Annotated in this window: 19 protein-coding genes; 11 read left to right on the top strand and 8 right to left on the bottom strand. The window is 68.7% G+C overall.

Annotated features, from left to right (window positions below):
- The first annotated feature begins 34 nt into the window (after positions 1–34).
- From ACFVVC_RS05575 to ACFVVC_RS05565, 3 genes are all read left to right on the top strand, one after another.
- Positions 35–1,213, top strand: a complete 1,179-nt coding sequence (locus ACFVVC_RS05575; RefSeq protein ID WP_387450037.1) for an exonuclease SbcCD subunit D — start codon at positions 35–37, stop codon at positions 1,211–1,213.
- Positions 1,210–4,314, top strand: a complete 3,105-nt coding sequence (locus ACFVVC_RS05570; RefSeq protein WP_387450035.1) for an AAA family ATPase — start codon at positions 1,210–1,212, stop codon at positions 4,312–4,314. Before ACFVVC_RS05575 ends, ACFVVC_RS05570 begins: the two co-directional genes overlap by 4 nt.
- A gap of 83 nt (positions 4,315–4,397) precedes the next feature.
- On the top strand, positions 4,398–5,741 hold the full coding sequence (locus tag ACFVVC_RS05565) for an MFS transporter (RefSeq protein ID WP_387450033.1): 1,344 nt from the start codon (positions 4,398–4,400) through the stop codon (positions 5,739–5,741).
- 31 nt (positions 5,742–5,772) lie between these two features.
- On the opposite strand, the gene ACFVVC_RS05560 is transcribed toward ACFVVC_RS05565, so the two are convergent.
- The gene (locus tag ACFVVC_RS05560) at positions 5,773–6,507 is read right to left on the bottom strand and encodes an IclR family transcriptional regulator (protein ID WP_387450031.1); all 735 of its coding nucleotides are present in this window, start codon (positions 6,505–6,507) and stop codon (positions 5,773–5,775) included.
- A gap of 251 nt (positions 6,508–6,758) precedes the next feature.
- Between ACFVVC_RS05560 and ACFVVC_RS05555 the strand changes: the two genes are divergently transcribed.
- On the top strand, positions 6,759–8,093 hold the full coding sequence (locus tag ACFVVC_RS05555; protein ID WP_387450029.1) for an MFS transporter: 1,335 nt from the start codon (positions 6,759–6,761) through the stop codon (positions 8,091–8,093).
- A gap of 28 nt (positions 8,094–8,121) precedes the next feature.
- On the opposite strand, the gene ACFVVC_RS05550 is transcribed toward ACFVVC_RS05555, so the two are convergent.
- From ACFVVC_RS05550 to ACFVVC_RS05540, 3 genes are all read right to left on the bottom strand, one after another.
- A complete protein-coding gene (locus tag ACFVVC_RS05550; protein WP_387450027.1) occupies positions 8,122–8,823 on the bottom strand; it encodes a phosphoribosyltransferase in 702 nt (233 codons plus the stop codon).
- Between the two features lie 68 nt (positions 8,824–8,891).
- Entirely contained in the window at positions 8,892–9,719 is an 828-nt protein-coding gene (locus tag ACFVVC_RS05545) for an alpha/beta fold hydrolase (RefSeq protein ID WP_387450025.1), read from the bottom strand.
- Between the two features lie 79 nt (positions 9,720–9,798).
- A complete protein-coding gene (locus tag ACFVVC_RS05540; protein WP_387450023.1) occupies positions 9,799–11,196 on the bottom strand; it encodes an amino acid permease in 1,398 nt (465 codons plus the stop codon).
- A gap of 276 nt (positions 11,197–11,472) precedes the next feature.
- Here ACFVVC_RS05540 and ACFVVC_RS05535 point away from each other — a divergent pair, with 276 nt between their 5' ends.
- The 5 genes from ACFVVC_RS05535 to ACFVVC_RS05515 are packed head-to-tail and all read left to right on the top strand — an operon-like array spanning position 11,473 to position 17,387.
- The gene (locus ACFVVC_RS05535; RefSeq protein ID WP_285247595.1) at positions 11,473–12,183 is read left to right on the top strand and encodes an NUDIX domain-containing protein; all 711 of its coding nucleotides are present in this window, start codon (positions 11,473–11,475) and stop codon (positions 12,181–12,183) included.
- Positions 12,180–13,484, top strand: a complete 1,305-nt coding sequence (gene nadA, locus ACFVVC_RS05530) for a quinolinate synthase NadA (RefSeq protein WP_387450020.1) — start codon at positions 12,180–12,182, stop codon at positions 13,482–13,484. Before ACFVVC_RS05535 ends, nadA begins: the two co-directional genes overlap by 4 nt.
- A complete protein-coding gene (nadB, locus tag ACFVVC_RS05525; RefSeq protein WP_387450018.1) occupies positions 13,484–15,310 on the top strand; it encodes an L-aspartate oxidase in 1,827 nt (608 codons plus the stop codon). The genes nadA and nadB overlap by 1 nt, the downstream gene beginning before the upstream one ends.
- Entirely contained in the window at positions 15,303–16,217 is a 915-nt protein-coding gene (nadC, locus tag ACFVVC_RS05520; protein WP_387450016.1) for a carboxylating nicotinate-nucleotide diphosphorylase, read from the top strand. The genes nadB and nadC overlap by 8 nt, the downstream gene beginning before the upstream one ends.
- Positions 16,218–16,220: 3 nt before the next feature.
- Positions 16,221–17,387: a cysteine desulfurase family protein gene (locus ACFVVC_RS05515; protein ID WP_387450014.1), complete on the top strand. Its 1,167-nt coding sequence runs from the start codon at positions 16,221–16,223 to the stop codon at positions 17,385–17,387.
- A gap of 17 nt (positions 17,388–17,404) precedes the next feature.
- Here the strand turns inward: ACFVVC_RS05515 and ACFVVC_RS05510 are convergent, their stop codons facing one another.
- A complete protein-coding gene (locus ACFVVC_RS05510; RefSeq protein ID WP_387450012.1) occupies positions 17,405–17,893 on the bottom strand; it encodes a GtrA family protein in 489 nt (162 codons plus the stop codon).
- 100 nt (positions 17,894–17,993) lie between these two features.
- The gene (locus tag ACFVVC_RS05505) at positions 17,994–18,656 is read right to left on the bottom strand and encodes a DUF1684 domain-containing protein (RefSeq protein ID WP_387450010.1); all 663 of its coding nucleotides are present in this window, start codon (positions 18,654–18,656) and stop codon (positions 17,994–17,996) included.
- A gap of 148 nt (positions 18,657–18,804) precedes the next feature.
- On the opposite strand from ACFVVC_RS05505, the gene ACFVVC_RS05500 reads away from it, so the two are divergent.
- Together ACFVVC_RS05500 and ACFVVC_RS05495 are read left to right on the top strand one after the other, a co-directional pair.
- The gene (locus tag ACFVVC_RS05500; RefSeq protein ID WP_387450008.1) at positions 18,805–19,611 is read left to right on the top strand and encodes a hypothetical protein; all 807 of its coding nucleotides are present in this window, start codon (positions 18,805–18,807) and stop codon (positions 19,609–19,611) included.
- Positions 19,612–19,682: 71 nt separating this feature from the next.
- Positions 19,683–20,489, top strand: coding sequence for a transglutaminase family protein (locus ACFVVC_RS05495; RefSeq protein ID WP_387450006.1), 807 nt, complete (start codon positions 19,683–19,685; stop codon positions 20,487–20,489).
- A 28-nt stretch (positions 20,490–20,517) separates the two neighbouring features.
- On the opposite strand, the gene ACFVVC_RS05490 is transcribed toward ACFVVC_RS05495, so the two are convergent.
- Positions 20,518–20,985, bottom strand: a complete 468-nt coding sequence (locus tag ACFVVC_RS05490; RefSeq protein WP_387450418.1) for a MarR family winged helix-turn-helix transcriptional regulator — start codon at positions 20,983–20,985, stop codon at positions 20,518–20,520.
- A complete protein-coding gene (locus ACFVVC_RS05485; RefSeq protein WP_387450004.1) occupies positions 20,985–22,094 on the bottom strand; it encodes an LLM class flavin-dependent oxidoreductase in 1,110 nt (369 codons plus the stop codon). Before ACFVVC_RS05485 ends, ACFVVC_RS05490 begins: the two co-directional genes overlap by 1 nt.
- Positions 22,095–22,151 lie beyond the last annotated feature (57 nt).

The raw sequence follows: 22,151 nt of genomic DNA, 5'->3' as shown, positions 1-22,151 counted from the left end.
CGCCGCTGTCGGTGGCTGCCGATAGCGTAGGAATATGCGGTTACTTCATACCTCGGACTGGCACCTGGGCCGGTCCTTCCACGGCGTTGGCATGCTGGATGCCCAGCGGGCCTTCATCGACCAGCTGGTGTCAACGGTGGAACGGGAGGGCATCGACGTCGTTCTGATCGCCGGCGATGTCTACGACCGGGCCCTGCCCGGGGTGGACGTCGTCCACCTGCTCGATGACGCCTTGGTCAGGATCACGTCCGCCGGGGCCAAAGTGGTCCTCACCAGTGGCAACCACGACTCCGCGATCCGGCTGGGTTTCGCCTCGCGGCTGCTGGAACGCGGGGGAGTCCACCTGCGCACCAAGGTGGCCGAGCTCGACCAGCCACTGCTGCTGCCGCTCGGAACGGACGCCGCCGGCCGGGAAGCGGTCCTGGCCCTGTACGGCATTCCCTGGCTCGAACCCCGGCTCGTTGCCGACCAGCTGGGTGTGGAGACGGCAAGCCACTTCGAGGTGACCCGGGCGGCCACCGGCCTTATCCGGGCAGACATCGCACGGCGCGCAGGCGCCGCCACCGTGCATTCGGTGGTCCTTGCCCACACCTTCGCCAGTGGCGGCATCAGCTCGGACAGCGAGCGGGACCTCAGCATCGGCGGCGTGGGTGCTGTTCCCCTGGACCTGTTCGACGGATTTAGCTACACAGCACTCGGCCACCTTCACGGACGCCAGGCGCTGTCCGAGCGCGTACGCTATTCGGGGTCACCGCTGGCCTATTCCTTTTCCGAGTCCACGCACCGGAAAGGTGCCTGGCTCGTGGACCTGGGGCCGGACGGAGTCACGTCGGTCCAGGACATCGCCTGGGATGCCCCGCGAACCCTTGCCGTGCTGCGCGGCACCCTGGCCGAGCTCCTTGAAGAGCCCGGGCATGCCTGGGCCGAGACCGCTTACTGCCAGGTCACACTCACTGATGCCCAGCGTCCCGTGCGGGCGATGGAGCGGCTCCGCGCACGGTTCCCCGACACCCTGGTCCTGGCTTTCGACCCGCAGGGCGGCAGCGACGCGGCCCAGGCCAGCTACAGCAGCAGGCTTGCAGACGCCCCGGACGACCTCGCCGTGTGCTGCGGCTTCCTGGAACACGTGCGTGGACGCAGCGCGGACCAGGACGAAAAAATGGCGCTCGCCGCCGCGTTGGAGAACGTCCGTCTGCTGGAGGCCTCGCGGTGAGGATCCATCATCTGCGCCTCTCCGGCTTCGGTCCGTTCGCCGGAACCGAGGACATCGATTTCGACCGCCTCAGCGCCCACGGCCTGTTCCTGCTGAATGGCCCCACGGGCGCCGGCAAGACGAGCGTTCTCGACGCCATCTGTTTTGCCCTCTACGGATCCGTTCCCGGTGCCCGGCAGGACGGCAAACGGCTCCGCAGCGACCATGCGGAGCCCGGCCAGGAGCCGGCCGTAACCTGCGAATTCTCCGCCCAGGGGCGCCGCTTCGAGGTGACCCGCTCGCCCGCATGGGACAAACCCAGTGCACGCGGCAGGAACGGCTTCACCACCCAGCAGGCCAAAACCCTGCTCCGTGAACGGATCGGCGGAACGTGGGTGGAAAAATCTGCCCGCAATGACGAGGCCGGCGCGGAGATCTTGGCCCTGCTGGGCATGGACCGTGAGCAGTTCACCCGGGTCGTCATGCTGCCGCAGGGCGATTTCGCCGCCTTCCTCAGGTCCAAGGCCGCCGACCGCCTTGACTTGCTGCAGAAACTCTTCGGGACGCAGCGGTTTGAAGCGCTCGAACAGGAACTGTCCCGGCAGGCGGCCGCGGCCAAGGAAGACGTCGCGGCCCTGGTCGGGCAGCTGGGCATCCTTGCCGCCCGTGCCGAAGCCGAGGCCGCCCCGCTCCAGCTTCCGCAGGACGGGGCCCCAGGGGCAGACGATACCGCCGGCCGGCTCGACTGGTTGCAGGCCGCCGTTGCGGCGCGCCTGGCAGAGCTCACGGAGCACGCTGCGAACGCGACATCCCTCAGCCAGGACCGCCGCAGCGAAGTGGAACGGGAAACCGCACGGCACGAGCGGGCCCGGAAACTCCAGGCGGCCACGGTGCGGCAGCAGGCCGTGAAGGACGGGGCGGTCCGGCAGGAAGAACTCGCCGCCCGGCTCGGCCGGCACCGCGAGGCCGAGGTCCTCCAGGGGCAGCTGCAGGCCGTGGACACTGCCGCCGGCAAAGTGCGGAGCGCCGAGGCCGCCGCTGAGGCCGCCATGACCCTCCTCAGGATGGCTGCCGCAGACGGCACCGAACTCGCCCAGCTCAACTTGGGCGCGGATGGGGCTGCAGCCTCGCCGCCGGTCCAAACCAGCAAGGCCCGCGCCGGCCGCAACGCGGTGGAAATTGTGCCGGGGGCCACGCAGGAGCTGGTCCGGCTGCGGTCGCTGCTGGCCGTCGTGGAAGCACGGCTCCCGGATGAGCAGAGGCTGCAGGACCTGCGCGGACGGCTCCGCAGCCTGGCCGGCAGGCAGGACGAACTCAAGCTGCACGTGGAGACGCTCGGAAGCCGGGCAGCTCAGTTGCTGGCAGAGCGGGGACTCCTGGCCGGAACCATGGAACAACTGGAGCCCCATGCCGCCGAAGCCGCGCTCCGCCGGAAGGAGGCAGCTGCTGCCGCGGAACTGCTCGGAGTGGTCCGGCGGTACGGGACGGCTGTGAAGGGCCGGGACCTCGTCAACGCCCGCTTCGAGGACTCGCGGGAGAACCTGCTGGAGGCGAAAAGCCGTTGGCTGGACCTGCGGGAGGTCAGGCTCGCCAATGCCGCGTCCGAGCTTGCTGCCAAACTGGTGGCCGGCGAGCCCTGTCCGGTCTGTGGAAGCGGGGAACATCCGGTGCCGGCAGGATCCGGCACGGGAGGGCCGTCGCTGGCCCAGGCCGAGGAAGAGGCCCATGCTGCCTATGAAACGGCTGAGGCAGCCCACAGCGCTGTCAGCGCCGAGCGTGCCGAGGCCGAGCAAACGGTGGCCGTCCTCGCCGGACAGGGCGGGACCGTCCCCGTGGCCGAGGCCCGCGCAGGGGCTGAGGAGGCGCTGGCTGCGGCAGGGGCCGCCGAGCAGGCCGCGGCGGAGCTGCGGGATAAACGGCAACGGCTGGACGCACTCGATGCGGGTATCGAACAGGCCCGCGCCGCGCTGTCAGACGCGGAGGCTGAACTGTCCCACACCGTTGTCCTGCTTGCCGACCTCGCCGAACAGGCTGCCGCACTGGACTCGGCCCTTGCCGGCCTGCGGGGAAACCACGGCAGTTTGAACCGGCGGCTGCGGGCCCTTGAAGACGCCGTGGCGGTCCTGGACAAAGCCGTTGAAGCGCATTCACGGCTGGAAACCGTCCGGGCACAGGCCGCGGAGGCGGAGGAGAACCTGGAGCTGGGCCTGCCGGGGACCGGTTTCGCCTCCGCCGCCGATATCCGCAGCCGACTGCTGGGAACTGCGGACGTGGCAGCACTCGAAGCTGCCGTCCGCACGGCCAGGGATGAAGCTGCCCGGGTGGCCGGGCTGTTCGAGTCGGAGGACCTGGTGCTGGCCATGGCGGAAGCCGGCGACGGCTTTGCACCCGACGATGAACGGCTGGAATCACTCCGCACCCAAGCTGCTGCCGCGCACCATGACGCCCGGGAGGCTGATCTCGCAGCCGGCCTGGCTCGCCGGTGCCTGGCGGCACTTGCCTCAATCGCAGCGGAATATGAGGACCTGGTGTCTTCCTCCCGGGAGCCGGCGGAGCGGGCGCAGATGCTCGCCGGACTGGCCGATGCCACAGCGGGCAGGGGCGAGAACACCTACCGGATGAGCCTGAACAGCTATGTCCTGGCCGCGCGGCTGGAACAGGTGGCCCTCGCCGCCTCCGAGCGCCTGGTGGCCATGAGCGATGGCCGCTACCTGTTGCAGCATACCGACGCCAAGGCGGCGCGCGGCGCCAAATCGGGGTTGGGCCTTGAAGTGGTGGACCAGTGGACGGGCTACCGCCGGGACACCTCCACACTGTCCGGCGGCGAATCCTTCATGGCCTCGCTGTCGCTGGCCCTGGGCCTGGCGGATGTGGTCCAGCAGGAGTCCGGCGGCGTGGAAATTGAGACCCTCTTCGTTGATGAAGGCTTCGGCAGCCTGGACGAACAGTCCCTTGAACAAGTCATGGACGCCCTGGAAGGCCTCCGCGACGGCGGCCGGGTGGTGGGCCTGGTCAGCCATGTGGCCGAGATGAAACAGCGGATTGGCACCCAGTTGCAGGTGCTCAAGAGCCGGAACGGCTCCACCCTGCGGATCTCTGAAAGCGTGGACGCACTTTCCTGACCCCGGCGGCTATACTGGACCGCGTTACCGGGTTGCGCGCATCGGGAGGAGGGACGATGCGCAGTGACTGAACGAGCCCGGAATTGACACCTCATACCACCCCTTCAACCACTCGCGACGTCCCGGCCCGAGGCACGGATGCTTCCGCCCGGGACGATGCTGCCCGGGATTCCGGTGGAACGGCAGAAGGCCGCTTCGCGCGCCTCCCCGAACTCGCCGGCAGGACTTTTCTTCCGCTGGGACTTTTCGCGCGGCTGCCGCTGGCCATGCTGACCGTCGGCACACTGACTTTGGTCACCTCCGTCAGCGGCTCCTTTGCCGCCGGCGGGACGGCCGCTGGCGCAGTAGGCATAGGCTCGGCACTGGGTGCGCCCTTCCTTGGGGCGCTGGCCGACAGGCGGGGACAACGCCCCGTGCTGCTGGTGTCGGCAGTGCTCAACACGGTGGCCGTGCTGGTGCTGGTCCTGGCAGCCCTTGCTGCCGGAAGGACCGGTGGATTTCCGTTGGCGGTCCTGGCAGCGGCCTTGGCTGCCGGAGCAACATGCCCGCAGGTGGGCCCGCTGGCCCGGGTCCGGTGGATGGCACTGACAGCTGGTGCACCAGGTGCCGGCGCCTCCGCCGGCCGCGCCCAACTCGACCTGGACACTGCGCTCTCCTACGAAAGTACTGCTGACGAAGTGACCTTTGTCCTGGGGCCCGCGCTCGTGGGAGTACTTGCCAGCCTTGTGGCGCCCTGGCTGCCGCTGGTCATGGCCGCGGCCATGACCATCACGCTTGTCCCGGCCTTCGCGGTTCACCCCACCCACCGCGCCGTGCCGGTCAGCCGGCATGCCCGGGGCAGGAAAGGCGCGGGTGCTGCGACATCCCGAAAGCTGCCCTTGGCCGTGGCCCTGCCCGTCGTGGCGATGGTCTGTATGGGCACCTTCTTCGGTTCCACCCAGGCAGCCCTCAGTGCCTTCGCCGGCCCTTTGGCGGGTACGGAGATCGCGGGACTGCTGTACGCGGTCATGGGCTTAAGCTCTGCAGCCGCTGCGCTCTCGGTTGCCTACTGGCCGCGCCGGGCAGGCTTGGCGCTGCGCTGGGTGCTGTGCGCGGTCCTCATGGCAGCGCTTGCCGTCCTGCTGCTGTTGCCGTCGTCGCTGCCCGCGATGGCGGCAGTCCTGCTGGTCCTTGGGCTCCCGGTAGGGCCGGTTATGGTCACGGTCTTTGCCGTCGGCGGCACCTTGGCTCCCGCCGGCCGGCTGGGCACCGTGATGACCGGCCTGGCCAGCGGCATTGTCGCCGGTACGGCGGTCGGCTCGGCCGTTGGCGGGCAGCTGGCCCAGCTCCACGGGGCCGGCACGGCGTTCTTTGTCCCGATGTGCGCCGCGGTGGCGCTGGCGCTGCTCGGTGCGGGTACCGCCGTCGTACTCCGCCGGCGGCGCTGACCGCCGAACCCATGGCCGGCGGTCCGCAGCCTCAGGCCAGTTGGCTCTCGATCCGGGCCGCGCTCTCGGCAATCGCGGTACCCACGGCGTCGGGGTCATGGGCCGACCGGATGTAGACGACGGCGAGGGCGGCCGGCCGCCCGCCGGGCACCCGCACAGGCGCCGCCAAGGAGGAAACTCCGGCGATGACCTCGTCGTGGCTGGCGGAGTATCCCTTCCGGCGCGCCTCGGTGGCCTCCGGACGGTAGGGGATCCCGGTCTCCAGCCTGTTCCACTCGGCCTCCGTCAGGGCGGACTGGATGGCGATCCCGGGTGCGCCGGCGTTGATGGGATGCCGGGTCCCAGGGTGCTGGGCCACGGTGGCTCCGGAGTGCCGCGGCTCCACCGTGACCAGGGTGATGCAATCGTGGTGGTCCCACACGGCAACGAACGCCGTCATGTTCAGTGAGTTTGCCAGCTGGGTCAGCTCCGGAAGGGCGGCGCTCTGGAGGTTGCGGGAGACGCCGCGGGCCAGGACGGCGAGGCCAGGTCCGGGCTGCACGCGGCCCGCGTCATCGCGCACCAGGAGCGAATGGTCTTCCAAGGTACGCAGGATCCGGTAGGCGACGGAGCGGTGGACACCCATGGCGTCCGCAAGCTCGGCAATGGTCAACGGTCCCGGCGCTGCCGCCAGGATCTCGAGGGCACGGATACCGCGCGACAGGGTCTGGGACGGGGAAGCCTGCGGCAGGGCCGCTCCGGCCTGCGCTGCGGCGGGAGGAGTCATGTGTCCATCCTAGGTTGCCGAAACTGCAGGCACAGGACCCTTGTCGTCGCAGCATCGTGACTGTATTGTCCTCTATACGAACAGTGAGTTCAATTATCGAACACTCGGTTTGCGGCGGACTCCACCCAAGCCCGCCCCCCGTGTCCAGCATCACGTTTTCGTAGTACCCTGCTAACTAACTGACCGTTCTGTCGGTAATTCATGAAGGCGTCCGGGCTGCACCGCTGCCCAATAAAAACAATGGAGTTTAAATGACCACACCTTCCAAGGTGGACACACCCGCCGGCCCCAGCAGCCGGACTGAGGAGCGCAAGGTCCTCGCAGGCACCCTCGTGGGCACCACTATCGAGTGGTACGACTTCTTCATCTTTGCCCAGCTGACCGCAACGCTGCTGTCACCGCTGTTCCTGGCGCCGCTCAACGAGTCCAACCCGGGCCTGGCGCAGATCCTGTCCTTCGCCCTCATCGGCATCAGCTTCCTGTTCCGCCCCTTGGGTGCCGTTATTGCCGGGCACCTCGGCGACCGCCTGGGACGCAAGGCCATGCTGGTCTTTACCTTGGTGATGATGGGTGCGGCCACCGCACTGATCGGCGTGCTCCCCACCTACGCCCAGATCGGCGCGTGGGCCCCAATCCTGTTGATCGTGCTGCGCATCATCCAGGGCTTCTCGGCCGGCGGTGAATGGGGCGGGGCCGCGCTGATGGCGGTTGAACACGCCCCCAGGAACCGCCGCGGCCTGTTCGGCGCCTACCCGCAGATCGGCGTCCCGGTGGGCATGATCCTGGCCACCGGCCTGTTGTTCTTCCTCAACACCGGCATGTCCAAGGAAGACTTCGCCGCCTGGGGCTGGCGGGTGCCGTTCCTGCTGTCCATCGTGCTGATCGTGGTGGGGTACCTGATCCGACGCGCCGTGGCCGAGAGCCCGGTCTTCCAGGAAATGGCCCTGCGGAAGAAGGAGAGCAAGGCGCCCCTGGGCGAACTGGTCCGCAACCACAAGAAGCCCGTCCTGTACTCAACGATGATCTTCATCGGCAACAACGCGGCCGGCTACCTGCTCATCGCCTTCTTCATCTCCTACGCCACCAAGACGCTGAAGATGCCCACCCCGCAGATCCTGCTCGCCACCACCCTGGCGTCCTTCGGCTGGCTGATCTTTACGCTCGTGGGCGGCTGGTTGTCCGACCGGATCGGCCGCGTCAAGACGTTCCTGATCGGCTACACCATCGTGTTCGCCTGGATGATCCCCATGTTCGCGCTGATCGACACCAAGGACATCGTCCTGTACGGGGTGGCCCTGTTCGTCCTGACCGTTGGCCTGGGCCTCTCCTACGGCCCCATGTCCGCCATGTATGCCGAGATGTTCCCCGCCGAAGTGCGGTACTCCGGCATCTCCATCGGGTACGCCTTTGGCGCCATCCTGGGCGGAGCCTTCGCCGCCACCATCGCCGAATCCCTGCTGCAGTCCACCAAGTGGGCCGGTTCGATCGGCATCTACATCATGGTCCTGTGCGTCATCTCCGCGGTCGGCGTGGTGCTGGCCAAGGAAACCAAGGGCCGGCCGTTGGGCGTCAGCAGCCACCACTAACACTGTTGCCTGGCCGGCTTGCCGGTCCTCAGCCCCGCAGGCCCGGACTTTGCTCCGGGCCTGCGTCGTGTGGCACGGGCTGTCCCTGCCGCAGCAAGGTGACGGCGTCGGCATCGGTCAACTGCCCGAAGTGCCGGTAGAAGCTGCCCACGGCCCGGAATTTACCCGGCAGGTGCAGGCATACGACGGCGTCGCACACGCGCTCCAGCGAGGCTTCGGCATCAACGGAACCCACCGGAGCTGCGGCCACCACGGTTGCCGCACCGCCGGCGCGCACGGCCTCGACGGCGGCCCGCATCGTGGCGCCGGTGGCCAGGCCGTCATCCACGAGCAGGACTGCCTTGCCGGCCAGGTCCATTCCGGTGCCCGGATACAGGGCGGCCCGGCGCAGGATTTCGCTGCGTTCACGGGTCTCCACGTCATCCAGCGACTCCTGGCGAACGCCGTGCTGGAGGACCCGCTCCAGCAGGGGCTTGTTGATCAGCCGGACGATCCGTCCGTGTGCCCAGGCCAGTGCGCCGTAAGCGGCTTCCTCATAGCCGGGGATCCCCAGCTTCCGCACCAGGACGGTGCCCAAGGGTAGGCGGAGGGCCTGTGCTGTGGCCGCCGCTACCGGGACGCCGCCGCGGGCCAGGCCAAGGACTACGGTGTCGGGCCGCTCGTGGAACGCTGAAAGCGCGGCAGCCAGGCGCACCCCCGCGTCCGTGCGGTCCTCAAAACGCGTCGCCATCTGTCCCTCCCCGCCGGTCAGGCCCGGCGTGAACGAAAGCACGAGGGGCGGCCGCGTGCCGCCGGTCGCTAGACACCCAGGAAGGAAATGGCGGCCTGCTTGAAGGCCCTGCTGGTGATGGCGTTGGTGTGGTTCCGGCCAGGGAGGAGCAGTTGCTCGGGCATGGACCCGGCGCTGCGCGCCAGTTCGGCGAGGTGGGGCAGCGTGCCGGCGCGGTCGTCCTTGTCCCCGGCAACCAGGAGCATGGGAACGTGGGGTACCGCCTCGGCGGGGTCGTAGGGCTCCGCCTTGATGGCTTCCACCAGCGACAGCAGGGCGAAGATGTTGTTGCTTGGCAGCAGCAGCGCCATCTTCAGCAGCTGGGCCGTTGATTCGTCGGCGATCGGGGTGCCGTCCGCCAGGTAGTCCTGGGCGGCCCGCAGATCGAAGGCTGCCAGCGGGTCGGTATTGTTCGGTCCGCCCAGCACCAGCCTGTGGACGAGTTCCGGCTGGGTTGCTGCGAACTCCCAGGCGAGCCGGGAACCCAAGGAATATCCCACCACGTCCAAGCCGCTGGAAGGATCGCCGTCGTGCAGCGGGCGCGCACCGGCGTCGAACGCCGCCTGAAGCAGGTCCGCCCTGATCCTGCTGGGGGAGTAGGAGTCCCGGTCCTCCGGGGCACCGCTGCGGCCATGGCCGGGAAGGTCCACGGTGATGACCCGCCGCCCCGCCTCAAGCAGGGCGGCCACCCAGCCAGTGTCCTCCCAGTTGAGTTTGGACGAGGAGGAGAACCCGTGCAGCAGGAGCACCGGCCGGAGCCCGGCGTCCTCGGCGGGCTCGTGCACCGCCACAAAGAGTTGCGGGTCGGTGCCCTCGACGGTGTGCGCCTGCTGCTGTCCGGTGTGCCTGCCGCTCATGGTGTCAGTTCCTCATCAGGTACGGCGCCCAGGCGGACCCGGCGCGTCGGTGCGTCTTCCTTGGAAAGGTAGTTTCACTCTACCTGTTGGCAGGCCGGTTCCGGCTGGTGAGCCGGGCGCCGAAACCGCAGGCCAGCGCGATGCCGGCGACCAGGCCCAAGGTGCCCAGGAGCTGGGCCCGGCTGGCCTCGGCGCTGAAGCCGACGGCGAAGATCAGGCCCAGCAGGACCAGTCCAAGAATGGTCAAGCCGGGGAATCCCTGCATCCGCAGCGGCAGTGGAACCCCGTCCCGGTCGGCGCGGCGCCGCAGGATCAGCTGGGACACCAGCGCGCTGCCCCACACCACCAGGCAGGTTGAGCCCACCAGCTGGAACAGCGCGGGCAGGACCCGGTCCGGGAACAACAGCTCCAGCACGGTGGCGATGAAGCCGAAGGCCACCGAGACCGCGACGGCAAGGATGGGAACGCCGGCGCCGTTGAGGCGGGCGAGGATGCGCGGCGCCTCGCCGCGTTGCGCCAGTGAGTACGCCATGCGTGATGCGCCGTAGAGGTTCGCGTTCAGCGCCGAGAGGAGGGCGACGACGGCCACCAGGGTAAGGGCGGTGGAGGCGCCTGGGATCCGGGCGGCATCGAGCACTCCTGCGAAAGGCGAGGCAAGGCCTGCGGACGTGGCCGGAAGGACCGCGGCGATGACGAAGACCGAACCGATGTAGAACACCAGGATCCGCCACACCACGGTCCGGATGGCTTTGCCGACGCTGCGCTGGGGATCCTCGGTCTCGGCCGCGGCGACGGAGACGATTTCGGTGCCGCCGAACGCGAAGATCACCACGAAGAGGGCAGAAGCCACCCCGCCCAGTCCCTGCGGCGCAAAGTTGGAGGTCAGGTTTGTCGCGCGGGGGGACTCGACGCCGGGCAGCAGGCCCAGGAGCAAGGCGGCGCCGACGGCCAGGAACAGAACGATGACGGCGACCTTGAGGATGGCGAACCAGAACTCGAATTCGCCGAAGTTCCGGACGCCGGCCAGGTTGATTCCGGTGAACACCACCATGAACAGCAGTGCCAGCGCCCAGACCGGAACCACTTGCCAGACGGAGAACAGCAGGCCGGCCGCGCCCAGGGCCTCGGCCGCGATCACCACCACCAGTTGAAGCCACCAAAGCCACCCGATCGTGGCTCCCGCCGTGCGGCCCAGGGCACGTGCGGCGTAGACCGAGAACGCTCCGCTGTTCGGGTTGGCGGCTGCCATCTCACCCAGGGCCCACATCACCAGGATGATGAGCGTTCCCGCCACCAGGTAGGAGATGAGGACCGCCGGGCCTGCCGCCTGCACCCCGGCGCCCGATCCCAGGAACAACCCGGCACCGATGGCGCTGCCGAGCCCCATCATGGTGAGCTGGCGCGGCTTCATGCTGTGGCCTGCCGGAGCCTTGCGTGGCGCTGTGGTGGATGTGGTCGGGGCGGACTTCATCGTCATGGGGCAGTAAACCTTCTTGGGGTTGGTTCGGGGGTCCGGCCCCAGGGGCCGGAGGTCCTTTTGGGACCACTTGAATTTACCGCTTCCGGCAGCCTGCCAAAAACGCGCACCCCGTCCCGGCGTCCGGCCGCGGCTTCCCGGGGACGCGTCGGCGCTTCAGCTGCTGCCGCGGAAACATTTCCCTTTCCGTCCGGCGGGCCGTAAAATTAGTTTTGGTCAAAGTGACTATAACTGGATGGAGACCCCGGGGGCGGGGCATTGAAAGGCGGTGCGACGGTGTACTCCAGCTCAGCCAATGTGTCCGAGCGGCAGGCCGCGCCGCCGTCGCTCGCCATCTCGACGGTGATCTTCGCCCTGCGCCCCAGTGCCACCTCTGGCCGCCCCACGTTGTGGTTGCCGCTGGTCCGACGGATCAGGGAACCTTTCAAAGGCCTCTGGGCGTTGCCGGGCGGCCCACTGAGCCACGACGAGTCGCTGCAGGACGCCGCTTCCAGGAACCTCCGGGAAACCACGGGACTGAGCCCCAGCTACCTCGAGCAGCTGTATGCGTTCGGCGGCCTGCACCGCTCACCCACCCAGCGTGTGGTGTCGATTGTCTACTGGGCCCTGGTCCAGCCCACGGAAGCGGCGCTCGCGGACGAATCCGAGAATGTCAGGTGGTTCCGGGCCGACCGTCTGGGGGACCTGGCCTTCGACCACAACGCGATCGTCGACTATGCCCTCTGGCGCCTGCGCAACAAGCTCGCCTACGGTTCCATCGCCTACCACCTGCTGGGGGAGTACTTCACCCTCGCCCAGGTCCGCGAAGTCTACGAAGCCGTCCTGGACCGCCAGCTGGATCCCGCCAACTTCCGCCGCCAACTCAAGTCCACCCCGGAAATCGAAGAAACCGGGGAATACCTCCAGGGCGGCAAGCACCGCCCGCCACGCCTCTACCGCTACACCGGCCGGCCAGGCCTTGACCCAGACAACAGGAGCACACCATGAGTAGCGTCAATACGGCAATCCAGCTGATCACGCGCGAACAAGCCGAAAAGGGCGCCGCCGCGGAGCGCAGCACCTGCAGCCCGGCACTGGCGAAAGGCCCCTGGGACTACGACCTCGCCGAGGCGCTCGCAGGTACTCCGGCCTACGGTCCGGGCGCATCGAGCGCCGATCCCGCTCCCGCCTCCACGCCACGCCAGGGCCAGCTGCCGGAGGAATACAAGCTGGCCGGCGATGCCGAACTGGGTGAACGGATCAGGGCGGCCAAGGCCACCCTGGGTGAGCGTGCCGTCATCCTGGGCCACTTCTACCAGCGCGACGAGGTGGTCCAGTACGCCGACTTCGTGGGTGACTCGTTCCAGCTCGCCAACGCAGCCCTGACCCGGCCGGAAGCGGAAGCGATCATCTTCTGCGGGGTCCACTTCATGGCCGAGACGGCGGACATCCTGTCCACCCCGGAACAAGCCGTCATCCTGCCCAACCTCGCGGCCGGCTGCTCCATGGCGGACATGGCGGACGAAGACTCCGTCGAGGAATGCTGGGAGCAGCTGGCAGAAATCTTCGGCACCGAGCCCGACGCCGAAGGCCGGGTCCCGGTCATCCCCGTCACCTACATGAATTCCTCCGCAGCCCTGAAAGCGTTCTGCGGCGAACACGGCGGCATCGTCTGCACCTCCTCGAACGCCAGGACCGTCCTGGAGTGGGCGTTCCAGCGCGGGCAGCGGGTGCTGTTCTTCCCCGACCAGCACCTGGGCCGCAACACCGCCAAGGCGCTGGGCGTTCCCCTGGACCAGATGCCCATGTGGAACCCGCGCAAGGACCTCGGCGGCAACGACGAACAGGCACTGCTCGATTCCCGGGTGATCCTCTGGCACGGCTTCTGCTCCGTGCACAAGCGGTTCAATGTGGCGCAGATCGAGAAAGCCCGGGCCGACTTCCCGGGCGTGCAGGTCATCGTGCACCCCGAATGCCCCATGGAGGTGGTGGACGCCGCCGATTCAGCCGGCTCCACCGACTTCATCAAGAAAGCCATTGCGGCCGCCGCCGAGCCCACCACGTTCGCCATCGGCACCGAAATCAACATGGTGAACCGGCTTGCCGCCGAGTACCCGCAGCACACCATCTTCTGCCTGGACCCGGTGATCTGCCCCTGCTCCACCATGTACCGCATCCACCCCGGCTACCTGGCCTGGGTCCTGGAGGAACTGGTCGCCGGCCGCATTGTCAACCGCATCACGGTGGACAAGGATGTGCAGGCCAACGCCAGGACGGCACTCGAGCGCATGCTCGCTGCGAGGCCCTAATGACCCGCCAGCCCGGTAGGCCGGCGGGTCGCCTCGCCGTCGTGGGCAGCGGCATCGCCGGCCTCTACGCTGCCCTGCTCGCCGCGGACGCCGGTGCGGACGTGGTGCTGCTGACCAAAGGCGCCCTGGAAGACAGCAACACCTGGTACGCGCAGGGCGGCATCTCGGCAGTGCTCGACGAACCGTCGCCCGGGGACACCGTCGCCGCGCACATCGCCGACACCCTCCGCGCCGGGGCAGGGCACTGCAACGAGGCCGCCGTCCGGCTGATGTGCACCGAGGCGCGCGAGGACATCGCCGGGCTCCAGCGGTACGGGGTCCGCTTCGACGCCGCGCACGACGACGGCCCGGCGCTTGGGCTCGAAGCCGCACACAGTGCCCCGCGCATCCTGCACGCCGGCGGGGACGCCACGGGGGCGCGGGTGGCCGCTGCGCTCATCCAGGCGGTCCGGGACCGGCGCGACCGCGGCACGCTCCGCATCCTTTCCCAAGCCCAGGCAACCGCCCTGGTCACCACAAACGGCAGCGTCAGCGGAGTCGAATACCTCCAGGCGGGCCGGCCGTCCGTCCTGGCGGCCGACGCCGTCCTCCTGGCCAGCGGCGGAGCAGGCCAGCTGTTCGCCCAAACCACCAACCCGGCCGTCGCCACCGCGGACGGGCTGGCGCTCGCCGTCCGCGCCGGCGCAGCCGTGAAGGACCTCGAATTCTTCCAGTTCCACCCCACCTGCCTGGTCAGTTCCGCCACCGCCCACCCCGGCCGGCTGGACGGTCCGCTGCTGATCTCCGAGGCGGTCCGCGGCGAAGGGGCCACCCTGCTGGACGCCGGCGGCAGGCGCTTCATGCAGGCCTACCACCCGGACGCCGAACTCGCGCCCCGCGACGTCGTCTCACGCAGCATCGCCTTGCACCTGGCCAAACTCGGCGACCCCAACGGCCACGTCTACCTTGACGCCCGCGGCATCGAACAGGCCAGGGGTGGGGGCTTCCTCAGCCGGCGGTTCCCCACCCTCACCAGGAAAACCCTCGAAGCCGGCATCGACTGGACCCGTGAACTGGTTCCCGTCGCCCCTGCCGCCCACTACTGGATGGGCGGGGTGGCCACCGACCTCGCCGCCCGCACCAGCGTCCCCGGCCTCTACGCCGCCGGCGAAGTTGCATGCACCGGCGTCCAAGGTGCAAACCGGCTGGCGTCCAACTCGCTTCTTGAGGGACTCGTCTTCGGCCGCCGCGCTGTTGAAGACTTCCTCTCCGGTGCCCTGGGCTGGGACGCGCCCCGCGGCTGCGATGCTCCGCGTGCTCCCCACGATCTCCCTAACCTCGCAAGCTCGGCCAGGGAACCCGGATCGTGTGGGCCCACGGCCGCGGGCGGCCTCCGCTTGACGCACGCTTCCGCAGCCCTGCCGCGAAACGCGGGTCCGCGTGTCACCGTCCCTGCTGCTTTAGAAGGCGCGGCGGATCGCTCAGGTGGGCCAGGCGGAATTTGGCCGTCCAGCTTCGGCGGGGATAGGGAGGTGGGGGAACCCTTTTCGCGGGACGCTCTCCGGCGCCTGATGACTTCCCATGCCGGCGTGCTGCGCTCCGGGCATCTGTTGCGGGAGGCGGCCGCCACGCTTGAGTCCTGGGCCGCGGTCGTCCGTCCTGCTGGCTCATCCTCTCCTGACCCTGCGGGGCACGAGGACCGGAACCTTCTGCTGGCCGCACGGCTGCTGGTGGCTGCCGCGCTGGACCGCACCGAATCGCTGGGCGCCCACTACCGCAGCGATGAAGCCGCCGAACCCGAGAACACCTGCCCTCCGCGCCCGAAAGCGAGCCTGCTCCATGACTGAACCCGCCGTAATCGACCACACCGCTGCCGTGCGTCCCCTCGACCTGACCCTTCCGGCCGCCCCCGTGCGGGAGATCCTGGAGCGGGCCTTCGCCGAGGACGCACCCTCCGGCGACATCACCTCCCAACTCCTCATCCCCGCCGGAGCGCGGGCCACAGCCGTCCTCAACGCCCGTGTACCCGGCATCCTCAGCGGGGCCACCGTCTTCCGGGACGCAATGGAACTCGTGGACCCTGCCACCCGGGTGGAACTTCTCGTGGCGGATGGCCAGGCATTCGACGCCGGCACGCACCTGGCCCGGGTCAGTGGAACCGCGCGTTCGGTGCTGCTGGCGGAACGCGTGGCGCTCAACCTGGTCCAGCGGATGTCCGCGATCGCCACCAAGGCTGCCGCGTTCGTCCGGCTCACCGAGGGCACCCGCGCCCGCATCACCGACACCCGCAAAACCACCCCCGGCCTTCGCGTCCTGGAACGCTTCGCCGTCCGGTGCGGTGGCGGCTCCAACCACCGGTACAGCCTGTCGGACGCCGTCCTGGCCAAGGACAACCACCTGGCCGTGATGACCGGCGGAGACCCTGCCAAACTCACCGGGCTCCTGCTGGCAGCCAAGGCACAGCTGGGACACACCACCCACTTCGAAGTGGAAGTCGACCGGATGGACCAGATCGAGCCCGTCCTCGCGGCAGGGGTGGACACCATCATGCTGGACAACTTCACGGTGCCGGAACTGCAGGCCGGAGTGGCCCTGGTTGCCGGACGCGCCCTGGTGGAAGCCAGCGGCAACGTCAACCTCGAGACCGTCGGGGCGATCGCCGGCACCGGTGTGGACGTCATCTCGGTGGGGGCGCTCACGCACACCGTGGCCGCCCTGGACCTGGGCCTGGACGTCGAACTGACTGCCGGGTGACCCGTGATTTTCCTTGATGCCGCCGCCACCACGCCCGTCCGCCGCGAGGTGCTGGACGCCATGTGGCCCTACCTCACCGGCGGGTTCGGGAACCCCTCCAGCCACCACACGCTCGGCGAGGCAGCGGCGGCGGCACTGGCCGGGGCACGGTCCGCCGTGGCCGCCGTCCTGGGCTGCCGTCCGGGGGAAGTGGTCTTCACCTCCGGCGGGACGGAAGCGGACAACCTTGCCGTCAAAGGAATCGCGCTGGCCCGGCAGGCCGCAAACCCGCGACTGGACCGGGTGGTGATCAGCGCCGTCGAGCACCCTGCGGTGGAGGAATCCGCCCGGTACCTTGAGCGGTTCCACGGGTTCGCTGTGGACGTGGTGCCGGTCGACGAGTCCGGCCTGGTCAGCCCTGATGCCCTCGCCGCGCTGCTCGGACCGCGAACAGCACTGGTCAGCGTCATGTACGCCAACAACGAGGTGGGTACCGTGCAGCCCATCGCCGCCCTGGCGGAACTGGCCCGCAGCCATGGCATCCCGTTCCACACCGATGCCGTCCAGGCGGCCGGCTGGCTGCCGCTGGACACCAGGGCGCTGGGAGTGGACGCGATGAGCATCTCGGGGCACAAACTGGGCGCTCCCAAGGGGTGCGGGATGCTCTACGTCCGCAGCCGCACCAGGCTCGAACCGGTGGTCCACGGCGGGGGCCAGGAGCGCGGACGCCGCTCAGGCACAGAAAACGTGGCCGGTGCGGTGGGCCTGGCCGCCGCGCTCACCCTGGCCCATGCGGGGCAGGAGGAGCAACGTGACAGGGTGGCCGCCCTGCGCGACCGGTTTATCGCAGCGGTGCTGGAAGGCGTGCCGGACGCCGTCCTCACCGGCCATCCCACCGAACGGCTGCCGTCGGTGGCATCGTTCTGCTTCCCGGGCACCAGCGGCGAATCGGTCCTCCTGGAGCTGGAACGCCGCGGAGTGGTGTGCTCCAGCGGTTCGGCCTGCGCTGCCGGCTCCGATGCTCCCTCGCCGGTCCTCACTGCCCTGGGACTCTCCGCAGAGCTTGCCCAGACCGCCGTCCGCTTCAGTTTCGACGCAGCGGTAACCCGGGAGGAACTGGACCACGCCGCCGCAGCCGTCAGGGCCGCCGTCGCGAGTGTCAAAAACCTTGGCGCGGGCCAAGGCCGCTAGCGGATCCGTGCACCGGGTCAGCGGTGCCGCGCGCGGCGGAAGATCCAGTGCCGCAGCATGCTGAACCGCACGGCGGTGGCCAGGAAGCCGGACAGGGTGGTTGCCACCAGCTCGTCCCCCACGGTGGCGTCCGGGTTGATCCAGTGCAGCACGCCCAGGCTGCTGCCGGTGATCACCAGTGCCACAGCGATCACCACCAGCCCGTTGAGGTGGTCGCGGGTCCGCCGTTGTCCACCGGCAATCTTAAACGTCAGCCGCCGGTTCAAGGCCGTGTTCAACAGTGAGGTAAGGACCAGGGCCACCGCGTTGGCCAGCTGCGCCCCCAGCCACGGACGCAGCAGGGCGTACAGCCCAAGTGAGGCGGCGGTGCAGATGATGCCGACGCCGGTGAACCGGAGCAGTTGCCGGATGACCGGAAAGCGCAGGACTCCGCGGTAGTGCCTGGTGGCGGGAAGACGGCGGGGTGGCGTCTCTTGGACGGCGGGGGCGGACGTACCGTCCCTCACGCGGTTCCACCGGGGGCGCTGATAGCGCCGGGTTCCGGGGACAGCGGGCGGTCCAGCGGGGACACGGCATGCAGCATGCGCGTTGGGGAGCAGGCCATGGTCAGTACAGTTCGCCCACGGGAATGTCCACTGCCAGCCGGTTCGACGGCCCGGGCAGCGGGCAGGCCCAGGCCTCGTTGTAGGCGCAGGAGGGGTTGTAGGCGAAGTTGAAGTCCACCACGAACATAGCGTTGGGGCCGGTGCCCTGGACACCATGGAAGGCGCCCTTGATGGTGTCCAGCAGGTAGCGGCCGGCCCCGTAGGTTCCACCGGGCTGGCCGGCAGTCGCATCCCGGAACGGGACGAAGATGCCGCCGCCGTACCCGTGGATCTTCCAGACTCCAAGCTGGCCCATTTCGGGCAGGTCGAACGTGCCCAGGCGCACGAAGTGGACCACGCCGTCGGTCCCGGTGTCCACGTTCATCTGCCGGCCGGCGCCTTCCTTGGTCAGCGGGACGTGGAACCGGTAGATCGGATCGTAGTCCGCCGTCTTCAGCCCCGAGAAACGTGCCTTGTCCGCTGCCGTGAGGGCGGACGCAGGGTGGGTAGCGAACATGAGGTCGCGTTGATGGCGCCAGTACGAGTGCGCCTCGGCGGGGTCCTCCGCGGAGATCTTGCGGACGTTGTCATAGAGGGCAAAGGTCCTCAGCCGCCAGTCGGCGATGTCAAGGGCGGACATTTCCGCAGGATTCTCTTCGGCTGCGCCGTGCTGCTCTTCCGCCATAGCCTCCAGCCTAGTCCCCGGCCATGGCAGGTAGCGTCCGACGGCGACACGCCGGCCGGGTGCCCGGGTGGCGGACCGGGGGCGCCGGCCCCGAAACGCCGCCCGGGCCACCCACGGAAGGGGGCACGGCACGGTTAGGCTGGCTGCCATGACAGGCAAGGCAACATTGACCGTTCTCGCCCGGATGTCCCTGGTCGCCGCCGCGCTCCTGCTGGCAGGGTGCTCGGGACCCCAGGCCGGCAGCGGACCGGGCTGGACGGCGCAGCCGGACGCTTCCGGAACCAGCGGATCGGGAGCGGCAGCGGCATCGCCGGGTGCGTCAGGCAGCGCCTCCGCTTCTGCGTCCGCGACGCCCTCCGAACCCCAGGGCGCCGCAACGGCATCCTCGTGGAAGACCTTCTCGGACCCGGCGAAGACCGTGAGCTTCGACCTGCCGCAGGACTGGATCGCCCAGTCGGTGACGCCGGAGCAAGGCGTACTCCCCGGGGGCCTGAAGATCGAGGTCAAGAAGCCCGACGGGACGTTCGTCGCAGCATTGCGGACGGGACTGCCCTCGTCTGCCGCCGGCTGCCCGGACAATGCCAGGCACCCCTACACGGTGATCAGCAGCGTGCCCTTCGACCTGGCCGCCCAGGGCGGGGAGGGAACCATCCCGCCGCGGATGGTCTACCGGGTGATTCAGGGCTACCGCTACTTCGGCTCCTACGGCATCACCAACCTGGTGGGCGGAACCGACGGGCAGGCGTGCGAGCTGCGCAACGTGGTGCGCGGACCGGCCGGCAAAGGCGACTACTCCTTTGGCGACGTGGTGACGTTGAAGGCCTTCGCGCCAGACGAGAAAGTGGCCCCGGCGATGCCGTTCGACACCGTTGCCCAGGCCGCCCAGTACGTCAACGGAAGTTCCGACTTCGCCAACGTACAGCGGATGCTAATGTCGCTGAAGGTCAAAAACTAGTCCCGCTGCCCGCACTCACCCGGTGCCGGGGACCGCGACTTTCCGTCCGCCCCCAACACCCCCGGAGAGACATGGAACGCTCTGTTTCCGCACGCCTGGCCTTCAGGACCACCGCCCATACCAAAGTGGCCATGGCCATTGCCGCGGCGAGGAACAGCGGCTATTCGTCCTTTGAGGAATCCCTGTCCGTCACGGCGGGCGGAGCGGACGTGCCGCTTACGGAGGTGTCCGACCACCACGGTGGCCGGTTCCACTACATGGAGTTCGACGAACCCACCGAGGTCGCTGTGGAATATACCGCCACAGTGGCCGGACGCGCCGTTCCCGAAGTGGCGGAGCTGGCGGACCGGATCCGGTATGTCCGCCCCAGCCGCTACGCGGAATCCGACCGGCTGCTGCCCACCGCCTACGCCGAATTCGGCGGGATCCATGGGGCCGCCCTGCTGCATGCGGTCCGGGACTGGGTCAACGGCGAGCTGCGTTACATCAGCGGTTCCTCCCGGGGCACGGACGGGGCAGTGGAGACCTTGCTGAGCCGCCGCGGCGTGTGCCGGGACTTCGCGCACCTGGCCATTGCCCTGCTCCGTTCCAAGGACATCCCCGCCCGCCTTGCGGCCGTCTACGCCCCCGGCCTCAGCCCGATGGATTTCCATGCGGTGGCGGAAGCCTATGTGGACGGTGCCTGGCATGTCATTGACCCCACAGGGCTTGCCCCGCGGGAATCGATGCTCCGGATCACCGCGGGCCGGGATTCGTCGGACACGGCGTTCCTTTCCACCGTGGGCGGCAGCCTGACCCTGACCCAGCTGCGCGTCACGGCCGTGGTCAACGGCGGGTTGCCGGTTGAGGACCCGTCCCGGCTGGTGGCGCTGGGCTGACGCCGGGCGCGCCTGCCGGGCGCCGGGATTACCGGGGCAGGGGGCCCAACGAGGCGCGCAGCTTGTCGGTGAGCCGCATGAGTTCCTTTTGCTCTGCCGCCGTCAGCGCGGGAGCCACCAGCGCGGAGATGTCCCGGACGTGCTCGCGGCCGATTTCCTTCTGGAGCTCCCGGCCTTCGTCCGTCAGCTGCAGCAGCACGCCCCGGCCGTCTTGGGGAGCGGCCATCCTGGAAACCAGGCCGCGCTTCTCGAGCCGGTCCACCAGCCTGCTGAGGCTGGACTGGCTGAGCAGGACGTTGTCGTTCAGCTCGTTGAGCCGCAACCAGCCCGAAGGGCAGCGGGACAGCGTGAAGAGGACGTCGTATTCGTTGACGGCCAGCTTGCGGAACGCCGGCCCGGACTGCAGCTTGCGCATCACCGCAACCTGCGCCCGGAACAGTGACTCCCAGGTTTCGGCCGCCAGCCGGACCGGCGAATCGGATCCTTGCGCGGCCATCATGCCTCCGAGGTGGCTTTTTCGGCGTCTTGGGCGGCCAGCAGCGCGGCGACCCGCCCGGCGTGGGTGGGCGGCTCGGGAACCTGTGCGGGCTTGCGCGCCGCGTACTCCTTGCGCAGCGTGGGCAGGACTTCCTCGCCGAACAGGTCCAGCTGCTCCAGGACGGTCTTCAGCGGCAAGCCGGCGTGGTCGATCAGGAACAGCTGGCGCTGGTAGTCGCCGAAGTACTCGCGGAAGGTCAGGGTCTTCTCGATGACTTCCTGCGGGCTGCCGACGGTCAACGGAGTCTGCGAGGTGAAGTCCTCGAGTGAGGGGCCGTGGCCGTACACCGGAGCGTTGTCGAAGTACGGGCGGAATTCCTTCACCGCGTCCTGGGAGTTCTTCCGCATGAAGAACTGGCCGCCCAAGCCAACGATCGCCTGGTCCGCCGTGCCGTGGCCGTAGTGCTCGTACCGCTCGCGGTAGAGGCCGATCAGCTGCTGGTAGTGCTCCTTGGGCCAGAAGATGTTGTTGGCGAAGAAACCGTCACCGAAGTAGGCGGCCACCTCTGCGATCTGAGGCGTCCGGATGGAGCCGTGCCACACGAACGGGGCCACCCCGTCCAGCGGCCGGGGCGTGGACGTGAAGTTCTGCAGCGGGGTGCGGAACTTGCCGGACCAGTTCACGGTGTCCTCGTCCCAGAGCTTGCGCAGGAGGCTGTAGTTTTCGATGGCCAGCTCAACGCCGTCCTGGATGTTCTTGCCGAACCAGGGGTAGACAGGCGCGGTGTTGCCCCGGCCCAGGACAAGGTCCACGCGTCCGTCGGACAGGTGCTGGAGCATGGCGAAGTCCTCGGCGATTTTCACGGGATCGTTCGTGGTGATCAGCGTGGTGGCCGTCGAGAGGATGATGCGTTTGGTCTGCGCTGCGATGTAGGCCAGCGTTGTGGTGGGGGAGGAGGAGAAGAAGGGCCGGTTGTGGTGCTCGCCCAGGGCGTAGACATCCATGCCGATCTCCTCGACCTTCTTGGCGATGGCCACCGAGGCCTTGATGCGTTCGTGCTCGGTGGGGGTGCGGCCCGTGGTGGGATCCGTGGTGATGTCGCTGACGCTGAAAACACCGATCTGCATGATGTGCCCTTCCGTTCCTGGACTTGCTGGCTTGGTTTAAGTGTAAACCAATTTAGA

It is taken from the genome of Pseudarthrobacter sp. NPDC058196 (assembly GCF_042882685.1).
Taxonomy (GTDB): Bacteria; Actinomycetota; Actinomycetes; order Actinomycetales; family Micrococcaceae; genus Arthrobacter.
The sequence above is the reverse complement of the archived record's forward strand: the minus strand, read 5'-3'. Positions and strand labels throughout refer to the sequence as shown.